Origin of the sequence: Humisphaera borealis, assembly GCF_015169395.1 — a bacterium.
GTDB classification, from domain to species: Bacteria; Planctomycetota; Phycisphaerae; order Tepidisphaerales; family Tepidisphaeraceae; genus Humisphaera; species Humisphaera borealis.
Map to the genome: position 1 here is coordinate 2,609,192 of NZ_CP063458.1, position 15,945 is coordinate 2,625,136.

At 62.0% G+C, this 15,945-nt stretch carries 15 protein-coding genes; 2 read left to right on the top strand and 13 right to left on the bottom strand.

The genetic code is table 11. The annotated features are described in order from the left end of the window. The first annotated feature begins 276 nt into the window (after positions 1 to 276). The gene (locus IPV69_RS09700; protein ID WP_206294907.1) at positions 277 to 2,112 is read left to right on the top strand and encodes a chloride channel protein; all 1,836 of its coding nucleotides are present in this window, start codon (positions 277 to 279) and stop codon (positions 2,110 to 2,112) included. Positions 2,113 to 2,256: 144 nt separating this feature from the next. On the opposite strand, the gene IPV69_RS09705 is transcribed toward IPV69_RS09700, so the two are convergent. The 12 genes from IPV69_RS09705 to IPV69_RS09760 form a co-directional block, all read right to left on the bottom strand. Beyond that, positions 2,257 to 3,051, bottom strand: coding sequence for a FliA/WhiG family RNA polymerase sigma factor (locus IPV69_RS09705; protein WP_206294908.1), 795 nt, complete (start codon positions 3,049 to 3,051; stop codon positions 2,257 to 2,259). 131 nt (positions 3,052 to 3,182) lie between these two features. Beyond that, a complete protein-coding gene (locus tag IPV69_RS09710; protein WP_206294909.1) occupies positions 3,183 to 3,464 on the bottom strand; it encodes a hypothetical protein in 282 nt (93 codons plus the stop codon). A gap of 90 nt (positions 3,465 to 3,554) precedes the next feature. Beyond that, complete coding sequence (locus tag IPV69_RS09715; RefSeq protein WP_241179980.1) at positions 3,555 to 4,454, bottom strand: MinD/ParA family protein; 900 nt, start codon at positions 4,452 to 4,454, stop codon at positions 3,555 to 3,557. 119 nt (positions 4,455 to 4,573) lie between these two features. Continuing rightward, a complete protein-coding gene (flhF, locus tag IPV69_RS09720) occupies positions 4,574 to 5,872 on the bottom strand; it encodes a flagellar biosynthesis protein FlhF (protein WP_206294911.1) in 1,299 nt (432 codons plus the stop codon). Between the two features lie 102 nt (positions 5,873 to 5,974). Further along, positions 5,975 to 8,089, bottom strand: a complete 2,115-nt coding sequence (flhA, locus tag IPV69_RS09725; RefSeq protein WP_206294912.1) for a flagellar biosynthesis protein FlhA — start codon at positions 8,087 to 8,089, stop codon at positions 5,975 to 5,977. 70 nt (positions 8,090 to 8,159) lie between these two features. After that, entirely contained in the window at positions 8,160 to 9,242 is a 1,083-nt protein-coding gene (flhB, locus tag IPV69_RS09730) for a flagellar biosynthesis protein FlhB (RefSeq protein ID WP_206294913.1), read from the bottom strand. A 69-nt stretch (positions 9,243 to 9,311) separates the two neighbouring features. Beyond that, a complete protein-coding gene (gene fliR, locus IPV69_RS09735) occupies positions 9,312 to 10,076 on the bottom strand; it encodes a flagellar biosynthetic protein FliR (protein WP_206294914.1) in 765 nt (254 codons plus the stop codon). 82 nt (positions 10,077 to 10,158) lie between these two features. Then, positions 10,159 to 10,422: a flagellar biosynthesis protein FliQ gene (gene fliQ / locus IPV69_RS09740; RefSeq protein WP_206294915.1), complete on the bottom strand. Its 264-nt coding sequence runs from the start codon at positions 10,420 to 10,422 to the stop codon at positions 10,159 to 10,161. A gap of 110 nt (positions 10,423 to 10,532) precedes the next feature. After that, positions 10,533 to 11,207: a flagellar type III secretion system pore protein FliP gene (gene fliP / locus IPV69_RS09745; protein WP_390884401.1), complete on the bottom strand. Its 675-nt coding sequence runs from the start codon at positions 11,205 to 11,207 to the stop codon at positions 10,533 to 10,535. Between the two features lie 441 nt (positions 11,208 to 11,648). Beyond that, positions 11,649 to 12,566 (bottom strand): FliO/MopB family protein, encoded by a 918-nt coding sequence (locus IPV69_RS09750; protein ID WP_206294917.1) that lies wholly within the window; start codon positions 12,564 to 12,566, stop codon positions 11,649 to 11,651. A 130-nt stretch (positions 12,567 to 12,696) separates the two neighbouring features. Continuing rightward, positions 12,697 to 13,278, bottom strand: a complete 582-nt coding sequence (gene fliN, locus IPV69_RS09755; RefSeq protein WP_206294918.1) for a flagellar motor switch protein FliN — start codon at positions 13,276 to 13,278, stop codon at positions 12,697 to 12,699. Positions 13,279 to 13,511: 233 nt separating this feature from the next. Continuing rightward, entirely contained in the window at positions 13,512 to 14,039 is a 528-nt protein-coding gene (locus IPV69_RS09760; protein ID WP_206294919.1) for a hypothetical protein, read from the bottom strand. Between the two features lie 322 nt (positions 14,040 to 14,361). On the opposite strand from IPV69_RS09760, the gene IPV69_RS09765 reads away from it, so the two are divergent. After that, the gene (locus tag IPV69_RS09765) at positions 14,362 to 14,820 is read left to right on the top strand and encodes a VOC family protein (protein WP_206294920.1); all 459 of its coding nucleotides are present in this window, start codon (positions 14,362 to 14,364) and stop codon (positions 14,818 to 14,820) included. Between the two features lie 111 nt (positions 14,821 to 14,931). On the opposite strand, the gene IPV69_RS09770 is transcribed toward IPV69_RS09765, so the two are convergent. Further along, entirely contained in the window at positions 14,932 to 15,699 is a 768-nt protein-coding gene (locus IPV69_RS09770; RefSeq protein ID WP_206294921.1) for a hypothetical protein, read from the bottom strand. Positions 15,700 to 15,945: the final 246 nt, after the last annotated feature.

The window sequence follows — 15,945 nt, forward strand, 5'->3', positions numbered from 1 at the left end:
ACGTCGAACGTCGAACGTCGAACGTCGAACGTCGAACGTCGAACGTCGAACGTCGAACGTCGAATTCTATCGCCTTGCGCTTGTTTGATTCGGCGTTCGGCGTTGAAAGTTCAGCGTTCAACGTTCGTCTTTTGAATACGATCCACACAACGTCCCAGTCGGCCCCGGAGATTTCCCCCGTTGTAAACCCCACGCATCGGTCTATTCTTGCCGACAGCGATGCTTCCATTGCTCGAACAAACAGGACTTCGCCTCCGCCTTGCTCTCTCACGCCTGTTGCAACGCCTTGGCTTCAGCGAAAACGCCCTGCTGCTACCCCTGGCGGTCATCATTGGCATTCTCAGCGCCGTCGCAGCGATGACGTTTCATGAAGCGATCGGGATGGTGCGGAACCGCCTGTTCGTTTCCACCTTCTCTCCCGAACAGCTGTACGGCCCCTGGCTGTTCATGCTGGTGTTGATCCCCGCGGCCGGCGGCCTGGCGGTCGGGCTGATAAGCCGATACCTGGTGCGGCGGACCGAAGGACATGGCGTCGTTGACGTCATCGAAACCGTCCTTCGCAGCCGTGGCCGGATTAGTGCCATCATGTCGCTGGAGAAGATCTTCAGCAGCGCCCTGACCATCGGCAGTGGCGGCTCGGCGGGAGCGGAGGGACCGATCGTGCAGATCGGCGCGGGCATCAGTTCCGGCGTCGGGCAGCTTCTGCAAATCGGCCGGGCACACTTTCCAACGCTGATCGGCTGCGGCACGGCGGCGGGCATCAGTGCGATCTTCGGATCGCCCATCGGCGGCGTATTGTTCACGCTCGAAGTCATCCTGCTCGATTTCTCAATCCGCGCCTTTACCCCGATCGTGCTCGCCAGCGTCATCTCCTACGTGACAACTCAGAAGATTCACCACTGGCTGCACGATGTGACGCTCGAACCGATCTTTCGCGTACCGCCTCACCTGCTGCCCGATACGCTCACGTGGTCGGGCGTCGTTCCGGTCGTAATGCTCGGTGTATCGTGCGGACTGATCGGAGCGATCTTCACCCTTTCCATGCACCGGTCGGAAGAGTTGTTCCGAAAAGTGCCCATCCACCCCGCACTTCGGCCTGCCGCGGGCGGCGCGGCGCTGGGGCTTCTTGGGGTGTTCTACGTGGTGGTCTTCGGCTGGATGATGCTCGGCAAACCCAAGCCTTTCAATTCCAATGCGTACCCCCTGCCGGCGTTCTTCAGTGACGGTTACGGCGTCATCCAGCAGATGCTCAGCGACGACTTTCACACGAGCGCTTCCTTCCACCAACTCGTTCTGCTGCTCTCATTCGTCGTGCTCGCCAAGATTGTGGGAACCTGCCTTACGCTCTCGACCGGCGGCAGTGGCGGCGTGATCGCGCCGTCGCTGGTACTGGGCGCGACGACCGGAGCCCTGCTCGGCGTGCTGCTCCGACACGCCGGGTGGATCAGCGACGACCTCAAGCCCGGCTTCTTCGCGCTGATCGGTATGGGCGCAGTGCTGGCGTCCGTTGTCCACGCCCCACTGGCTTCGATCCTCATTCTGATGGAGGTCGCCGGCGGCCAAAGCGGTCAGCGTGATGTCATCCTGCCGGCCATGCTGGCCTGCGTCACGGCCACTGGGACCGCACGGCTGATCTCACGTGATTCGATCTACACCCTCGGCCTGCGCCGCAGGGGCGTTGTGCTTGGCAGTGGCGGCGACGTGACGCTGTTACGGCGCTTAACCGTTGACGTCGTCCCGATGGACCCCGTCCGCGCCGTGGCGATCAACGCGCCCTTGAAGGACCTGCTCGACGCCGTCGCCGACAACGAGCAGGACTTCGTCGCACTCGACGCGCACGGTATGTATGCGGGAATCGCCCTGGCCCAGGATGTCAGGACGGCGATCATGCAGAACCAGGCGACGCCTCACCTGCTGGTGGAAGACCTGGCCCGCTCGGACATCCCCGCGGTCAACACCACCGATGACCTGTCCGTCGCGTTCGAGGCCTTCAGCCGACACGATGTAAATCGATTGCCGGTATGCCTCGTCAACCAGCCCGGCCGGGTGATCGGGCTGATCAGCCGAACGGAAGTGATGAGGGTGTATCACAAGGCGCTGACCGAGAACTGAGAGCATCGCGGATTGACGAATGACGAAAATCGAATGGCGAATGAAGTTTCAAATCAGAAATCTCAACCATCACGCTGAGATTTCAGATTTCGTGCTTCATTCGCCATTCGATTTTCGTCATTCGTCATTACCGCAGAAAGCGGCTCAAACTGCCGCCGCCTGCTGGTACTCCTTGCGCTTGCCTGCCATCTGCGCCTTCAGCCGGGCCAGGATGCTGCTGTGCATCTGGCTGACGCGACTTTCGGACAGGTCGAGCGTTGCACCGATCTCCTTCATGGTCATCTCCTCGAAGTAGTAGAGGATGATGATGAGCCGCTCGGCCCGGCTCAGGCCCTTGGTGAGCAGTTCCTTGAGGTCCTTGCGGTGGATTTCACGTACGGGGTTGGCCCCGCGCTTGTCTTCCAGAACGTCGATCTCGCGGACGTCCTTGTTGCTGTCGGTCTCGTACCACTTGCGCGACAGCGACACCAGGCCGACCGCCGAACTGTCCTTGGCCATCTTTTCGAACTCGGCCATCGAGACCTGCAGCCGGGCGGCGAGTTCTTCCTTGGTCGGCTGGCGGCCGAGCTGGGTTTCGAGCTGCTTGGCAGCAGTGTCCATCTTGGCGGCGCGGGAACGGACCAGGCGCGGAACCCAGTCCATCGATCGCAGCTCGTCCAGAATCGCGCCGCGGATACGCGGCGCGCAGTAGGTTTCGAACTTGACGCCACGTTCCAGATCGAATGCAGCAATCGCGTCCATTAAGCCGAAAATACCCGACGACATCAGGTCGTCGAGCTCGACTTCGTCGGGTAGTTTGACGTGGATGCGTTCGGCGTTGTAGCGGACCAGATGGAGATAGTTCTCCATCAGGATATTCCGCAGCGCTTCGGTGCGCGTTTTTTTGTACTCAATCCAAACCTGAGAAATGTCTCGGTCCGTCCGTTGAACCTTGGCCATGATGTCTCCCAATCCTTTGGGTGAGTGCCGACAGGAGCTGGCGTCGTTCCCCGCGAGCGCACGCGGTTGACGCCGCACACAATGCGGCACTTTGGGTTATCGGTCGGGGATCGGCGGCAACTTCTACAAAATTATCGGCCGTTCCCACCGGGGCCGCGGAGTGCTTCCGTTGCACCCGTAGCGGCCGCTTCTGCCTCGCTCGCTTTTCGGAGTTCGCGTTCCTTGCGGGCCACGTTCTCTTCCAGCATTCGCTCTGCCATCGTACCGACGATGAGCGAAATCACCAGCGTCCCGAGCATCGCCACCAGCGCCCGCGACAGAATGGTCGACAGTGTGTTGCCAGACTCCATCCCCACGATCAGACAGATCGCGAAGACGAGTAAGGCGAGACTGGCGGCAAGACGACGAGGCATGGTACGTAAAGATGAGGGATGAAGGCGGAAGGATGAAAAGTCTCACCGTCCTACGTCTTCATCTCATTCTTCATCCTTGTGAATTCATCCTTACTTCCGAAACCACCGACTCATCCGATTGAAGAACCCGCCGTCGCCGGTAGGCGTCACGCCGGCCGCGAGCTTCATCGCCAGTTGTTGGATCGCCTGCGAGGCGGCCGATCGCGGGCTGGCGATCGTGAACGGCGTTCGACGGCGGACGCACGCGGGCACCTGGTCGTCCAGCGGCACCGAGCCGGCGTCGAACAGCGTCGTCCCGATGAACTGCCTCGCGACCTTGGCGATACGTTCGTACACCACTCGAGCCTCGGCTGGCGACCGGGCCTGGTTGACCAGCAGGCTCATCTTGCGCTTCGTGTTGTCGTTGGCGGCCATCGGGTCGCGGGCGGTGCCGTCGCGGCGGCAGATCACTTTGATCACCGCGTAGGCGTCGGTGATTGCCGTCGGCTCGGGCGTGGTGACGACCAGCACATGGTCGGCTGCCTGCGTGAAGGTCAGCACGTTCGGGCTGATGCCGGCACCGGTGTCGACGATGATGATGTCGGCCTGATCCTCAAGTTCGGCCAGGGCGTCGACCAGCCGCTGACGATCGGCATCGGACAGGTCGGCCATCCGCGCCAGGCCTGATGCGCCACCGACAAGGCTGAAACCGCCGGGCGCTTTGATCATCACCTCCGACAGTTCCTTCCGCCGGGCGATGACGTGCGACAGGTTGCACTGCAGGTCGATGCCGCAGAGCACGTCGGCGTTGGCCAGTCCCAGGTCGGCATCGAGCAATACCACCTTTTTGCCGCCCTTGGACAGCGTGATCGCCAGGTTGACGGCGACGTTGCTTTTGCCGACGCCGCCCTTTCCGCTGGTGATCGCGATGACAGTCGCGCGCCGCCGCGTGATTCTCGTCTGCCTGACGAGGGATCGCAGGTGGCTGGCTTGATCGACTAACATGGTCATGGCCATTCTTCGCTCTCTTCGTTGGGGCACACGGCTGTGTACCCGCGGCGTTCCTGGCACACGGCCGTGTGCCTCTACACCGTCCCACATCAGGGCACACGGCCGTGTGCCCCTACCGATCAGACGTTCCGAATACCCTCGCCCAGCACGAGCTGCGCGAGTCTCCGGGGCTGTCCAACTTCAATGTCGTCCGGCACATCCTGCCCGGTGGTGACGTACGACACGTTTTTGTTCACCTTCTGCACGACGTTCAGCAGCATGCCCAGATGCGCCATCTCGTCGAGCTTGGTGAAGATCACTCGATCCACGCGAACTTCGTTGAACTGCCCTACCGCCAGCTCGATGCACGCCTCGCTCGCGGTGGTCGACAGCACCAGGTGAACTTCGTCGGGCGAGGCTACTTCCAGCACCTTCTTGAGCTCACTGAGCTTCAGCTGGTCCTTGGGGCTGCGGCCGGCGGTGTCGATCAGAACGAACTCCATGTCGGCCATCGCGGCGATCGCCTCACGCAGCTCTTCGGCCGAGCCGACCACTCGCAGCGGCGCGCCGATGATCTCGGCATACCGCCGAAGCTGATCGACCGCGGCGATGCGGTACGTGTCGAGCGTGATGAGCCCGACCTTCTTGCGCTCGCGCAGCTTGAGGTTCGCCGCGAGCTTGGCCAGCGTGGTCGTTTTGCCGACGCCGGTCGGCCCCACCAGTGCCACCACGTGTGGGCCGTCGGTCTTGGTTCGGCGAATGGGACCGGCGACGGGAATCATCTTCTCGATCTGCTCGGCGAGCTTCTCGCGCATCACCTGCGGCTGAGCGTGCATCTCGGCCCGCACCTGCCGCTGGATGGTTCGAACAATCTGTTCGGCCAGTTCCGCGTTGACGAGGTTTCGCGTCAGCAGGTCGTAATACTCCAGCAGCTCCTCGGGGATGTTGGGGGCCTGCTTCTGGCGGCTGACCGCCATGAAGTCCTTGAGCATCTGCTTGAGCGTGGTGACTTCGTTGGTCAGCCCGACGATCGCCGCCCCCGTTGCGGCGGGCGTCTCCAGAAGGGTGCGAGGACCGGCGGATGGCGCTGCGGCCTGGGGGAATCGAGAATCGGCAGCCCGAGAGTCCGCCGACCGTGACTCCATTGCTCGGGATTCTGCCGATCGGGCGACGGTCCGGCGATCGTAGGTACCCGAAATCGGCTTCTGCTCCCGCGTTTCCACCTGCCCGCGCGTCTCGACCTGTCCGGGCCGCGGACGGCGGCCGATGTTCATTCCCTTGCCCGCCGTGATCTCTACGATTTCCTTCTTGCGCAGCCCGAGCCAGTGCTTCAGTTGATACGTCCGCGTGTGCAGAATGATGGCGTCCGTGCCCAGCGAGGTCTTCACCTGCGTGAGGCACTCGGCCATTGTCGGAGCTTTGAACGTTTGCAACTGCATGGCGTCCAAGGATCAAATCAGAAGGATGAATGACGAAGACAGCACTGCGTCTTCCGCCTTTTTTCATCCTTCAGCTTTCATCCTCCATCCTTTCTTCGAACGTCACCCATTCATTCCAACCATCGCGACCGCTTCCACGCCGATTCCATTGACGATTTCGCTGTACGCCAGCACCGCGACCGACGGCAGCGACGACTCGACCATGCGCCGTAGCGGGGCACGAATCTGCGGATTGCACAGAATCACGGCATTACGACCGCCCTGCTGCACTTCCGACACCTTGTCGGCAATTCGCTGACTGACCTGCTGTGCCGTGTGCGGCGGCATGGTGTTGGTCGTGCCGCGCTCGCCGCGGTCGAGGTGCCCGTTGATCAGTTCTTCCAGCGTCGGGTCGATCGTCACGCACCAGAGCCGGTCTTCGTCGTCGACGTACTGCTTGCAAATCGTCCGGGCGAGTGCGGCCCTGACGTACTCGGTCAGCACGTCGAGGTCTTTTGTCCGCGACGAGAAGTCGCCGAGGGTCTCCAGGATCGTCTCCAGGTCCCGCACCGGCACGCGCTCGCGGAGCAGATTCTGCATGACTTTCTGCAGTTCGCCCGGCTTGATCTGTGTGGGCACGACTTCTTCGACCAGTGCCGGAACGCGGACCTTCAGGTTGTCGAGCAGGTTCTTCACTTCCTGCCGCGTCAGCAGTTCGTGCGCATGCGTCTTGATGATCTCCGTCAGGTGCGTCGCCAGCACCGCCGATGACTCGACGACGGTGTAGTTGAGCAATTCGGCATGCGAACGTGCGTCTTCGGTGATCCAGTAGGCCGACAATCCGAACGCCGGCTCGATCGTCGGCGTTGCTCCCGGGATCGGCCCGCTCGCCGCACCGGAGTCCATCGCCATGAATTGCCCGGCAAATGCGATGCCGCGGGCGACGGTCTGTCCCTTAATCTTGATCGCGTAGTCGTTCGGACCGAGCTGCACGTTGTCACGAATCCGCACCGGCGGAACGATCACGCCGAGCTCCATCGCGATCTGCCGGCGAATCATGCTGATGCGTTCCAGCAGGTCGCCTCCCTTGGCGGTGTCCACGAGCTTGACCAGCCCGTAGCCGACCTCCAGCTCCATCGTGTCGACATCGAGCAGTTTCTCGACCTTCTCGGGCTCTCGTTTCTCGGCGGCGGTCGCCTCCTTCTGCTTGGCGGCGGCGGTCGCGACGGCGGTCTGCTCGCGCCTTGTCAGCATGTACGCCAGTCCGGCACAGCATGATCCGAGCACCAGCAACGGGAGCTTGGGCAGGCCGGTGAAGCTCATCAGACACAGGAAGATCGACGCGACAACCAGCGCGCCGGGCTTGGCAGTGAGCTGGCTGAGCATCTCTTCGCCAAGGTTCTTCTTCGTCGCCGAGCGCGTGACGATCAAACCGGCCGCGAGCGAGGTGATAAACGCCGGCACCGAACTGACCAGGCCGTCGCCGATTGTCAGCTTCGTGTAGAGCTTGAGGCAGCCCATGACGTCCCAGCCGTTCTCGACCATACCCACGTACAGGCCGCCGAGGATATTCACGACGGTGATAAAGATGCCCGCGACGGCATCACCCCGGACGAACTTGCTGGCACCGTCCATCGCACCGTAGAAGTCGGCTTCCTGGCTGATGGCTTCGCGGCGTTCGCGGGCCTGGCCTTCGTTGATGGTTCCGGCGTTGAGGTCGGCGTCGATCGCCATCTGCTTGCCGGGCATCGCGTCCAACGTGAATCGGGCGGCGACTTCCGAAATACGGCCGGAGCCCTTGGTGATCACCACGAACTGAATCACGAAGATGATCAGGAAGATGATCGCCCCGACCACGATCGAGCCGGCGGTGACGAACTCGGCAAAGCTCATCACCACTTCGCCCGCGCCGTGCAGGGCATGCTCGATCGGCACCGTGGGCCCGCCGGCGGTCAGAATCAGCCGGGTCGTCGCGACGTTCAGCACAAGCCGGAACAACGTCGTCGCCAGCAACAGCGACGGCAGAACGGCAAACTCCAGCGGGCTCTTCACGTAGATCGTCGTCACCAGCACGATGACCGACAGCGTGATGTTCAGCACCAGCAGGAAGTCCAGCACCATGGTCGGCAGCGGGACCAGGATGACCATCAGCAGGCTAATGAAGCCCAGCGGGAACAAGAGCCCTCGGTTCTCATGAACCTTGATGACAAAGGGGTTGTTCGCGAGGGCCAGAGCCATGAAGACTGTCGAGTAACGATGAACGATGAATGCGTAAGTGACGCTGGGGCGAAAGATCTCCTGTTATGGATTAGGCATTTGCGGCGGCACGCCGCTTCGCTTTCCCGGTCAACTCGTACACGTACGCCAGGATCTCCGCGACGGTCGCGTAGAACTGTTCCGGCACTTCCTGTCCGACGGCACAAAGCTTGTACAGAGCGCGGGCGAGCGGCTTTCTTTCGAGGATCGGAACGCCCGACTCGATCGCAATCGCGCGGATGCGGGCGGCCAGCACACCCTGGCCCTTGGCGATCACGCGTGGGGCGTTCATGCTCGCCGCGTCGTACTTCAGGGCGACGGCGTATTCGGTCGGGTTGGTGACGACGACATCCGCCGTCGGGACGTCTTTCTTCAGCCGCTTGCTCGCCATCTGGCGGGCGATGCTTCGACGGCGCTGCTTGATCATGGGGTCGCCGTCCATGCTCCGCATCTCGTCCTTGACCTCCTGCTTGGTCATCTTCAGGTCGCGGAAGTGCTTCCACTTCTGCCAGACAAAGTCGAGGATCGCCAGGACCAGCAGCGCCACGCCGATCTTCATCGCGATCGCGTAGAGCACCTGCATGCCCAGGTAGAAGATCTGCTCGTGCGAGAGGCGCTGCGCCATGACGATCTGCCCGAGGCGATCGCGAACGGCCGTCCAGGCGACGAAGCAGATGACCGCCAGCTTCGCCAGGTTCATGGCGAACTTCATCGGGTTCCCGCCGCCACCGAAAAGGCGGCCGAAACCTTTGAACGGGTTCAGCGCCCCCAGGTTGGGCTGCAATCGCTGCGGGCTCAGTCGTAATCCGACCTGCGCTACATTGCCGATCACCGCGATGATCATCAGTCCGACCATCAGCGGCCACAGCGCATGGCCGGTGATGAAGATTCCCCGTGCCAACTGCTCGGCGGGTGCGTTGGTGCCCAGGTCACGCAGTGAGTTGAGCGATTCGATGAGGAATTGCCGGATCGAACCCAGGACGGCGTCGCCGAACCTATTGAGAAGCGCCATCGAGCCGACGATCAGCGCCGCGGCGACCAGGTCCTGGCTGCGCGCGATCTGCCCCTCTTCCTCTGCCTTTTGCCGTCGGCGGGGAGTGGGGGCTTCGGTTTTGTCGCCGCTGTCGTCAGCCATTTTTGTCGGGTCCGCCTTGGCAGACCGATTCGTTCGCTTCGCGACGCCTCACGTCCGCCAAGGCGGACCCTACGCGCCGCTCCACATCCGTTGCACCTGCTGCACGCTGCCGATCACCGCGTCTTCGAGCACGCCGCTGGTCAGACCCAGCCCGAGAATCACAAGCACCAGCCCGACGATCGACCGGATACTCAGACCGGCCTGCATGACATTGAACTGCGGCATCGTTCGCCCGATCAGGCCCAGTGCCAGGTCCACCACCAACACGGTGATGAGCATCGGCGCCGCCAGCTTCAGCGTCAGGATCATCGACGTCTCGAACATGCCAACGAGCGTGTCGAGCAGCACGGGGTTCATGCTGAGCGACAGCAGCGGCAGATGGTCGAAGCTCGCCTTGACGCCGTTCAGCAAGGCGTGGTGCCCGCCGAACAGCAGGAAGACGGCCAAAGCGACGAAGTAGTACAGGTCGCCCATCAGTGATCCGCCTGCACCCATCGACGGGTCGAAAACCGAGCTCAAGTTCAGACCCATCTCCATGCCGATGATCTCACCAGCCCATTGCGCGGCGATGAACGTGAAACTGATTGCCATGCCCATCGCCAGACCGAACACCATCTCGCCGCCGATGCCCAGCGTCAGTTCCCACATCGATTCCGGCAGCGGCACGGCCTTGACGCCGCCGGAGATACCGAAGGCCAGCACGATCACCAGCATTGCCTTCACGCGGCGCGGCGTCCGGGGGCTGCTGAACAGCGGCGACATCAGCATCATCCCGGCCAGTCGGAACACGACGAGCACGAACACCGGCACGCGTTGGAGGACGTCGTCGATCATGAAAAATGCGGAATGATGAACGCGCCATGCGGAATGAAAGCCATGTATTCATCATTCCGCAGTCCGCATTCGTCATTTCCTTTCACGGCATCTGCCCGGTCCCGAACATCGCGATCGCATAATCCATCAACCGCTGGCCGATCCATGGCATCAAGATGATCGCGGCGACGATCATCGCGGAGATCTTGGGTACGAAAGTGAGCGTCTGTTCCTGGATCTGCGTCAGCGCCTGCACGAGCGACACGACAATGCCGACAACCAGACCGATGACCAGCATCGGAGCCGAGACGACCAACGCCATGATGAGGGCTTGACGGATGAACTCCGTCGCTTGCTGGAGGGACATACGATCACCCTTCCATGGGTTGGTTCGGTCGCATCCTGAAAGACGCTTCCGAACGTTTCGCCCGGCCGGTTCTGATGGGGCTGGCCGTGCCAACGTCACATCCTGTGACGTCATGTCGCAAAGCTACCCATCAGGTTCGCCACAATCAAGTGCCATCCGTTCACAAGGACGAACAACAGCAGTTTAAATGGGAGCGAAATCATCGCCGGGGGCAGCATCATCATGCCCATGCTGATCAGGACCGTGCTGATCACCATGTCGATGATGAGAAACGGAAGATAGATTTTAAAACCCATCAGAAACGCCGTCTTCAGTTCACTCAGCATGAACGCCGGAATGAGCGACGACGTCTTGACGTCGCCCCAGGTTTTCGGCGGCGGCTGGCCGTTGTAGGTCGCGAACAGGTCAACGTCGGCGTCGTTGTCGGCCTTCTTGATCTGGTTGATCATGAATTCGCGCATCGGCACTTCCGCCCTGCTCATCGCGGTCGACTGGTCGATGTCGCCGGCCATGTACGGCTTGAGCGCTTCGTCATTCACACGATTCCAGGTCGGCCCCATGACGAGAAACGTCATGAACATTGCCAGTCCGATGAGGACCTGGTTCGGTGGGAGCGACTGCGTGCCCAGTGCCTGTCGCAGCAGCGACAGCACGATGACGATGCGCGTGAAGCTCGTCATCATGATCAGGATCGCCGGCGCCAGCGACAGCACCGTCAGCAGCAGGATCATCTGCATTGCCGCCGAGAAGTTTTCACGCTTGGACAGATCGGGAATCTGGGGAATACCGGGCGACGCCGCAGCCGGTGTAGGAGTCGCAACGGTGCTGGAGTTGGCAACCACGCTGGAAGATCCCGGCCCCAGTGGCGAACCGAAGATGTCCGTGGTGCTTGACGCGGTCACCCCGCCCGGCCTGGCGGATGAACCCTGATTCTGCTGTGCAAAGGCAGGCTGAATCGCCGATAGAACGAGGACGGCAACGAAAACAAGGTGCCAAGCGCCCGCGGACGAAGCGCGCGCACGGTGGACGAATTTATCGCTGCATGTGGGGTCCATGGCATCCTTGCCGACGTCTACAACTCGATAAAGCACCTGGCGTCCTGCCGATGCTTCGCCCAGCCCGAAACCAACACCAACCTGCCTTCTGCGGCGGCTACCAGGCACGCTGGTCCGTACCACCCGAAGAAACACCTTTCACCGGGCCGCCTGCCGAACTTTCGGCCATTGCTATGCGTTGCCGCTATCCGGAGTTTCGCCACGGGCCTCGGGGCCTGTCAGTCGGCCGGTGACTTCACGAAGTTTCGCCCGAAGCGCCTGAATGTCGTAACGCGCGGCCTCGACCGCCGATCTGGCTTCGTCCTCGGCTTCAGATTGAACGGTCCGACCGGGCATCGGCAGTTCCGGCGTGTCGCCGGGGATGTCGGCTTCGTCCATCAACGCGTCAGCATTAGCTCTGTCCTGACGATGGGCTTGATCCGTCTCGCCCAGCAGCCCTGTCCGCTCGGACGACGGGACCATCGCCTGGTCTTCCAGTTCGGCCCAGTCAGCTTCTTCGGCGCGCCCGGAGCGGCTTTGTCCCAGCCGGCGGAACAGGCCGGCGAAGTTCACCGACTTGGGCGTCGTTTCGATCACTGCCTTCGACTGGCTCAGTAGGCATGCGACTTCGTCGGGGTCGGCGATCTGTCCGATGCCGGATAGCCTTCCGCCGCTATCGCCGACAATCAGGAGGCGTTTGCCCACGCGAACCAGCAGCAACTGCTGCTTGGGTGCCAGGATCGTCCGGGAGACCACCTGCATGACGCCGGTGCCTGTACCGGACTGCAAGCCAAAGAGCTTCTTCCCGCCCCACTTGAGGAACAGAATCAGACCGATCACAAGCGCCAGTGACAGAAGGACCCGGCCGGTGTCGAACGTCGGCGCGGTCGAGGCGGCGGCCCCGGCGGGCTGTGTGGATGCAGCTTCAGCCCTGGTCACCCGATTGATACCAACGGCATCCAGTGCCGACGCGGTGGCAGGCTGAGTCGTCGAAGTCGGACGGGTCGTCGGCGGTGCGAACGGCCCGAACGCCTTGGGCAAAAAGCCGGGCGTTGCCGAAGCCGCCTGAGTTGCGGCATGCCCCGAACCGACATCGCTCGTGCCCAGCATGGGCCGTGTCGTCGGGCGGTCAACAAAAGCCGTCTCTGCCCGCGCGGCCGAAACGGCCAGACCAGACGCCGTGACGAGAATCGCGGCTCGCAGCACCTTCGATAATGTGAGGCACCGTTGGGACATCTTGCTAGAGGCCCTCGTCCTTCGCCGCGGCGACAATTTCGTTCACGCGAACGCAGAAATTGTCATTTAACACCAGCACTTCGCCGCGCGCCACCAGTCGTTCGTTGACGAAGACATCGACCGGGTCGCCGGCAAGTTTGTCCAGCTCGACCACGGACCCTTCTGCCAGCCGCAGGACATCCTCGACGAGCATGCGGGACCGACCCAGTTCAATCTTGACGTTCAGTTCGACGTCGCGAAGCAGGTCGATGCTCGAGACCTGCGCGTCCTGGATGACCTGGTTAAAATTCGGAAGGTTGAACGGATCGGCATCGACGGAGGCAGCGACGCTGCCCGATGCAAACCCCGACTGCGACATATCTGCCCCCGAAGCCCCGGGGTCCTCGAACGTCGCCTGGCGCAACATCTCTTCAATCGATGCCTGATCCGGGAGCCCGGACAGCAATGCATCGGCCGAGGGGATGTCCTGAGCTGGCCCAGCACCGGTGGACGCCGCGGCAGCAGCGCCGGCTCCAATCCCGAGGTCCGGGGGATCGACCGCGCCAGCACCGGCCGCATCGGTAAAGGTGGCGGCCTTGGCGAGCATTTGCTCGATGGAAATATCGTCAGCGGAATCGCCGGTGGCGGCAGCGTCGGCAGGTGCCGGGACAGCTTGGGGTGTGGGGTCGGCGGCTGTGCTCGGAAGGGGATCCGGCGTAGCGCCCGCCGTCGGGGAAGGGGATTCTTCGGCCATGGTTCACCATCCTTGGCGGCCGTAGCGCGACACCCATCCTTGGGCATCGTTGCAACCCGAGTTCCAGAAGCACTGCGGCCGCGTGATCAGTAGTCAGCGCGGAACGGAATGCATCGGGGCACGAGCACCTCGTCGATCGTTCCCTTTTCGAGAATCTCGTCGAGCTGGTGCTTGATCTGCCGGCGAAGCGTTTCGAGCCCTGGCTCTGAACCTCCGCCGAGCTTCTCTGGATCGCTCTGGGCAATAATCGTTCGAATTCGGTCGGTAATCAAGGCCTTGCGGGCGGCAATTGTAGTTTTTACGGCTTCTTCGCGATCCCCTTTGAGCGAGACGAAGATGCTGACATCGAAGATGAGGGTACGTCCGGAGACTTTGTTGGGCGCGCGCATCTCGATCAGTTGGAGTTCGACGATTTTTTTATCTTTCGAGCCACCGGGTGCTCCACCGCCCCCACCGCCGTGCCCGTCACCGTGAGCATCTCCGTGGGCGTCGCCGCCGTGTTCGTCATGGGCATCAACGGCGCCGGCGGCGGCATCGGCCGACTTCGGGCCGGCCCCCAGGAACTTGATGCCACCAATGATGATGACCGCCTCGATGAGCATGATGACGCCCATGAGGATCGGCGTTTTGGAAAGGAAGCCCCCACCGGCGGCGGCCGCTTTCTTGTCGCCTTCAGCGCCGGCCGGCTTCTCGTCGGGCTTTTTCTCTGCCTTTTTCTCGGCCTTATCGGACATGGAGGGATCCCGTGATTCTGATCAGCCGCGGGAGCCGCACAACGCGCAGCATCCGCCGATACGACAAAACGTCAGTCAATGTATCGGCCGACCGGGGACCGGGGTTAAAGCCGATGTTGGGGAGAATCCCTTGCCGGGGGGATTGCCCTTCGAACGCCGTGGACTACGTCCGGGGAACTTGCGACCGTAGAATCGGGGCCCAATGATCGAATCGATTGACCATGTGAACATCGTTGTGGCCGACATGGAGCTGGTCGCCAGGTTCTATGAAGACACACTGGGGTTTCGAAGGACCAAGCATGCCACGATCCGCGGCGACTGGGTGGATGCAACGGTGGGGCTCAAGGGCGCCGAAGCCGAGGTGATCTACCTGGAACTGGGCGTCGGACCCCGCATCGAGCTGGCACGGTACGTCTCGCCGCCGGGCAGGAGACCAATCGATATTGACCTGCCGAACATGCAGGGCATTCGTCATCTGGCTTTTAAGGTCTCCGGGATCGAGGCGATCGCCGCCAGGCTGCGGGCGGCAGGCGTGAAGGTGTTCAGCGAAGTTCAGCAGGTACCCGACTCGCAGGTGACCTACGCCGGGGGTGTGCGAAAGTACCTGCTCTATTTTCAGGACCCTGAAGGAAATCTGCTCGAGCTGTGTGAGTACCGGTAGCGGGCGATGATTGGACCGTTGATCCTTAAAAAAGCAGAGGGCACGCTCGGTGAGCGTGCCCTCTGTCTGTTGTTGGACGTAGTTGTCCTGGTCGGAAAAGAGCGTGAACGCTCAGGCGGCGACCCGACGACGAAGCTTGCCGTAAAGCAGCGAGCCGAGCATCGTGATGCCACCCATCCACACCGCCGGCGGAACCGGAACGGCGCTGAGCGCGGGCGAATCGAGGCTGCCGCTGACCGAGGCCGGAGCGATCTGATTGGCCGGAATCTCCGTCGTACCGTCGTTCAGAAAGTCAGCTTCATTGCCGCTGTTACGGGTGCCGGGGTCGGCAAAGATCGTGTAGCGGGCGATCGTGTTATCGGGAACGGTTGGCAGGTAGTCGAAGAAAAGGGCATGGGTATCGACGGCAGCCGGACCGGCCACCGCGGTGGTTGTGTAGCCGACCGGAGGCGTGATCTGGCCGTGGGTACTGGGACCCGCGCCGGCGGACGGTCCGAACCCGATGACGCCGGGTTCGAAGAACGTGACCTGAACGTAGCCGGTCTGAGTGCCGAACGGCTCAGCGAGGTAGTCGTTTAGGTCCGTCAGGAAGGTTCCGTCACCGGAAAGCTCGACCTGTGCGAATCCGTTGTAGCCGGGCCCGAAGAGCAGGCCCGAGATCGACACGACATTCGGGTCGTACGTGACGCTGATCGACCCGTAAACCGGTTCGGTCGGGTCGGCGATGAGCTGCTGCTTGCGGATCGCCTTGTTCTTCGACAAGGTTCCGCTGAGCCCCGAGCCGCCTGCGGCCTGGGCCAGGGCACCTTCGGCGGTCTGAACAGACAACCCAAGGCAGCCTACGATTGCGAGAACAACAACGCTACGGATACTTCGCATAAGTACTTCTTTCCCTTCAAAACCGTCGGCACGGGTAACGGCTTGGTAGCGGTAGTACCAGAACGTCACCTGCCTAGACAACAAAAACCTGATTAAGGTGGTGCAAAAAGAATAGCACAGAAAAGCGCCCCCGGTCGGACGCCACGGACGCCTCCAAAAGGCCATTCCCACCAACCACCGTTAATTGCTATAGGGAATACACTTACGCCAATTCCAGCGACGTCGCTAACGGCAGCCGGGGCCCAA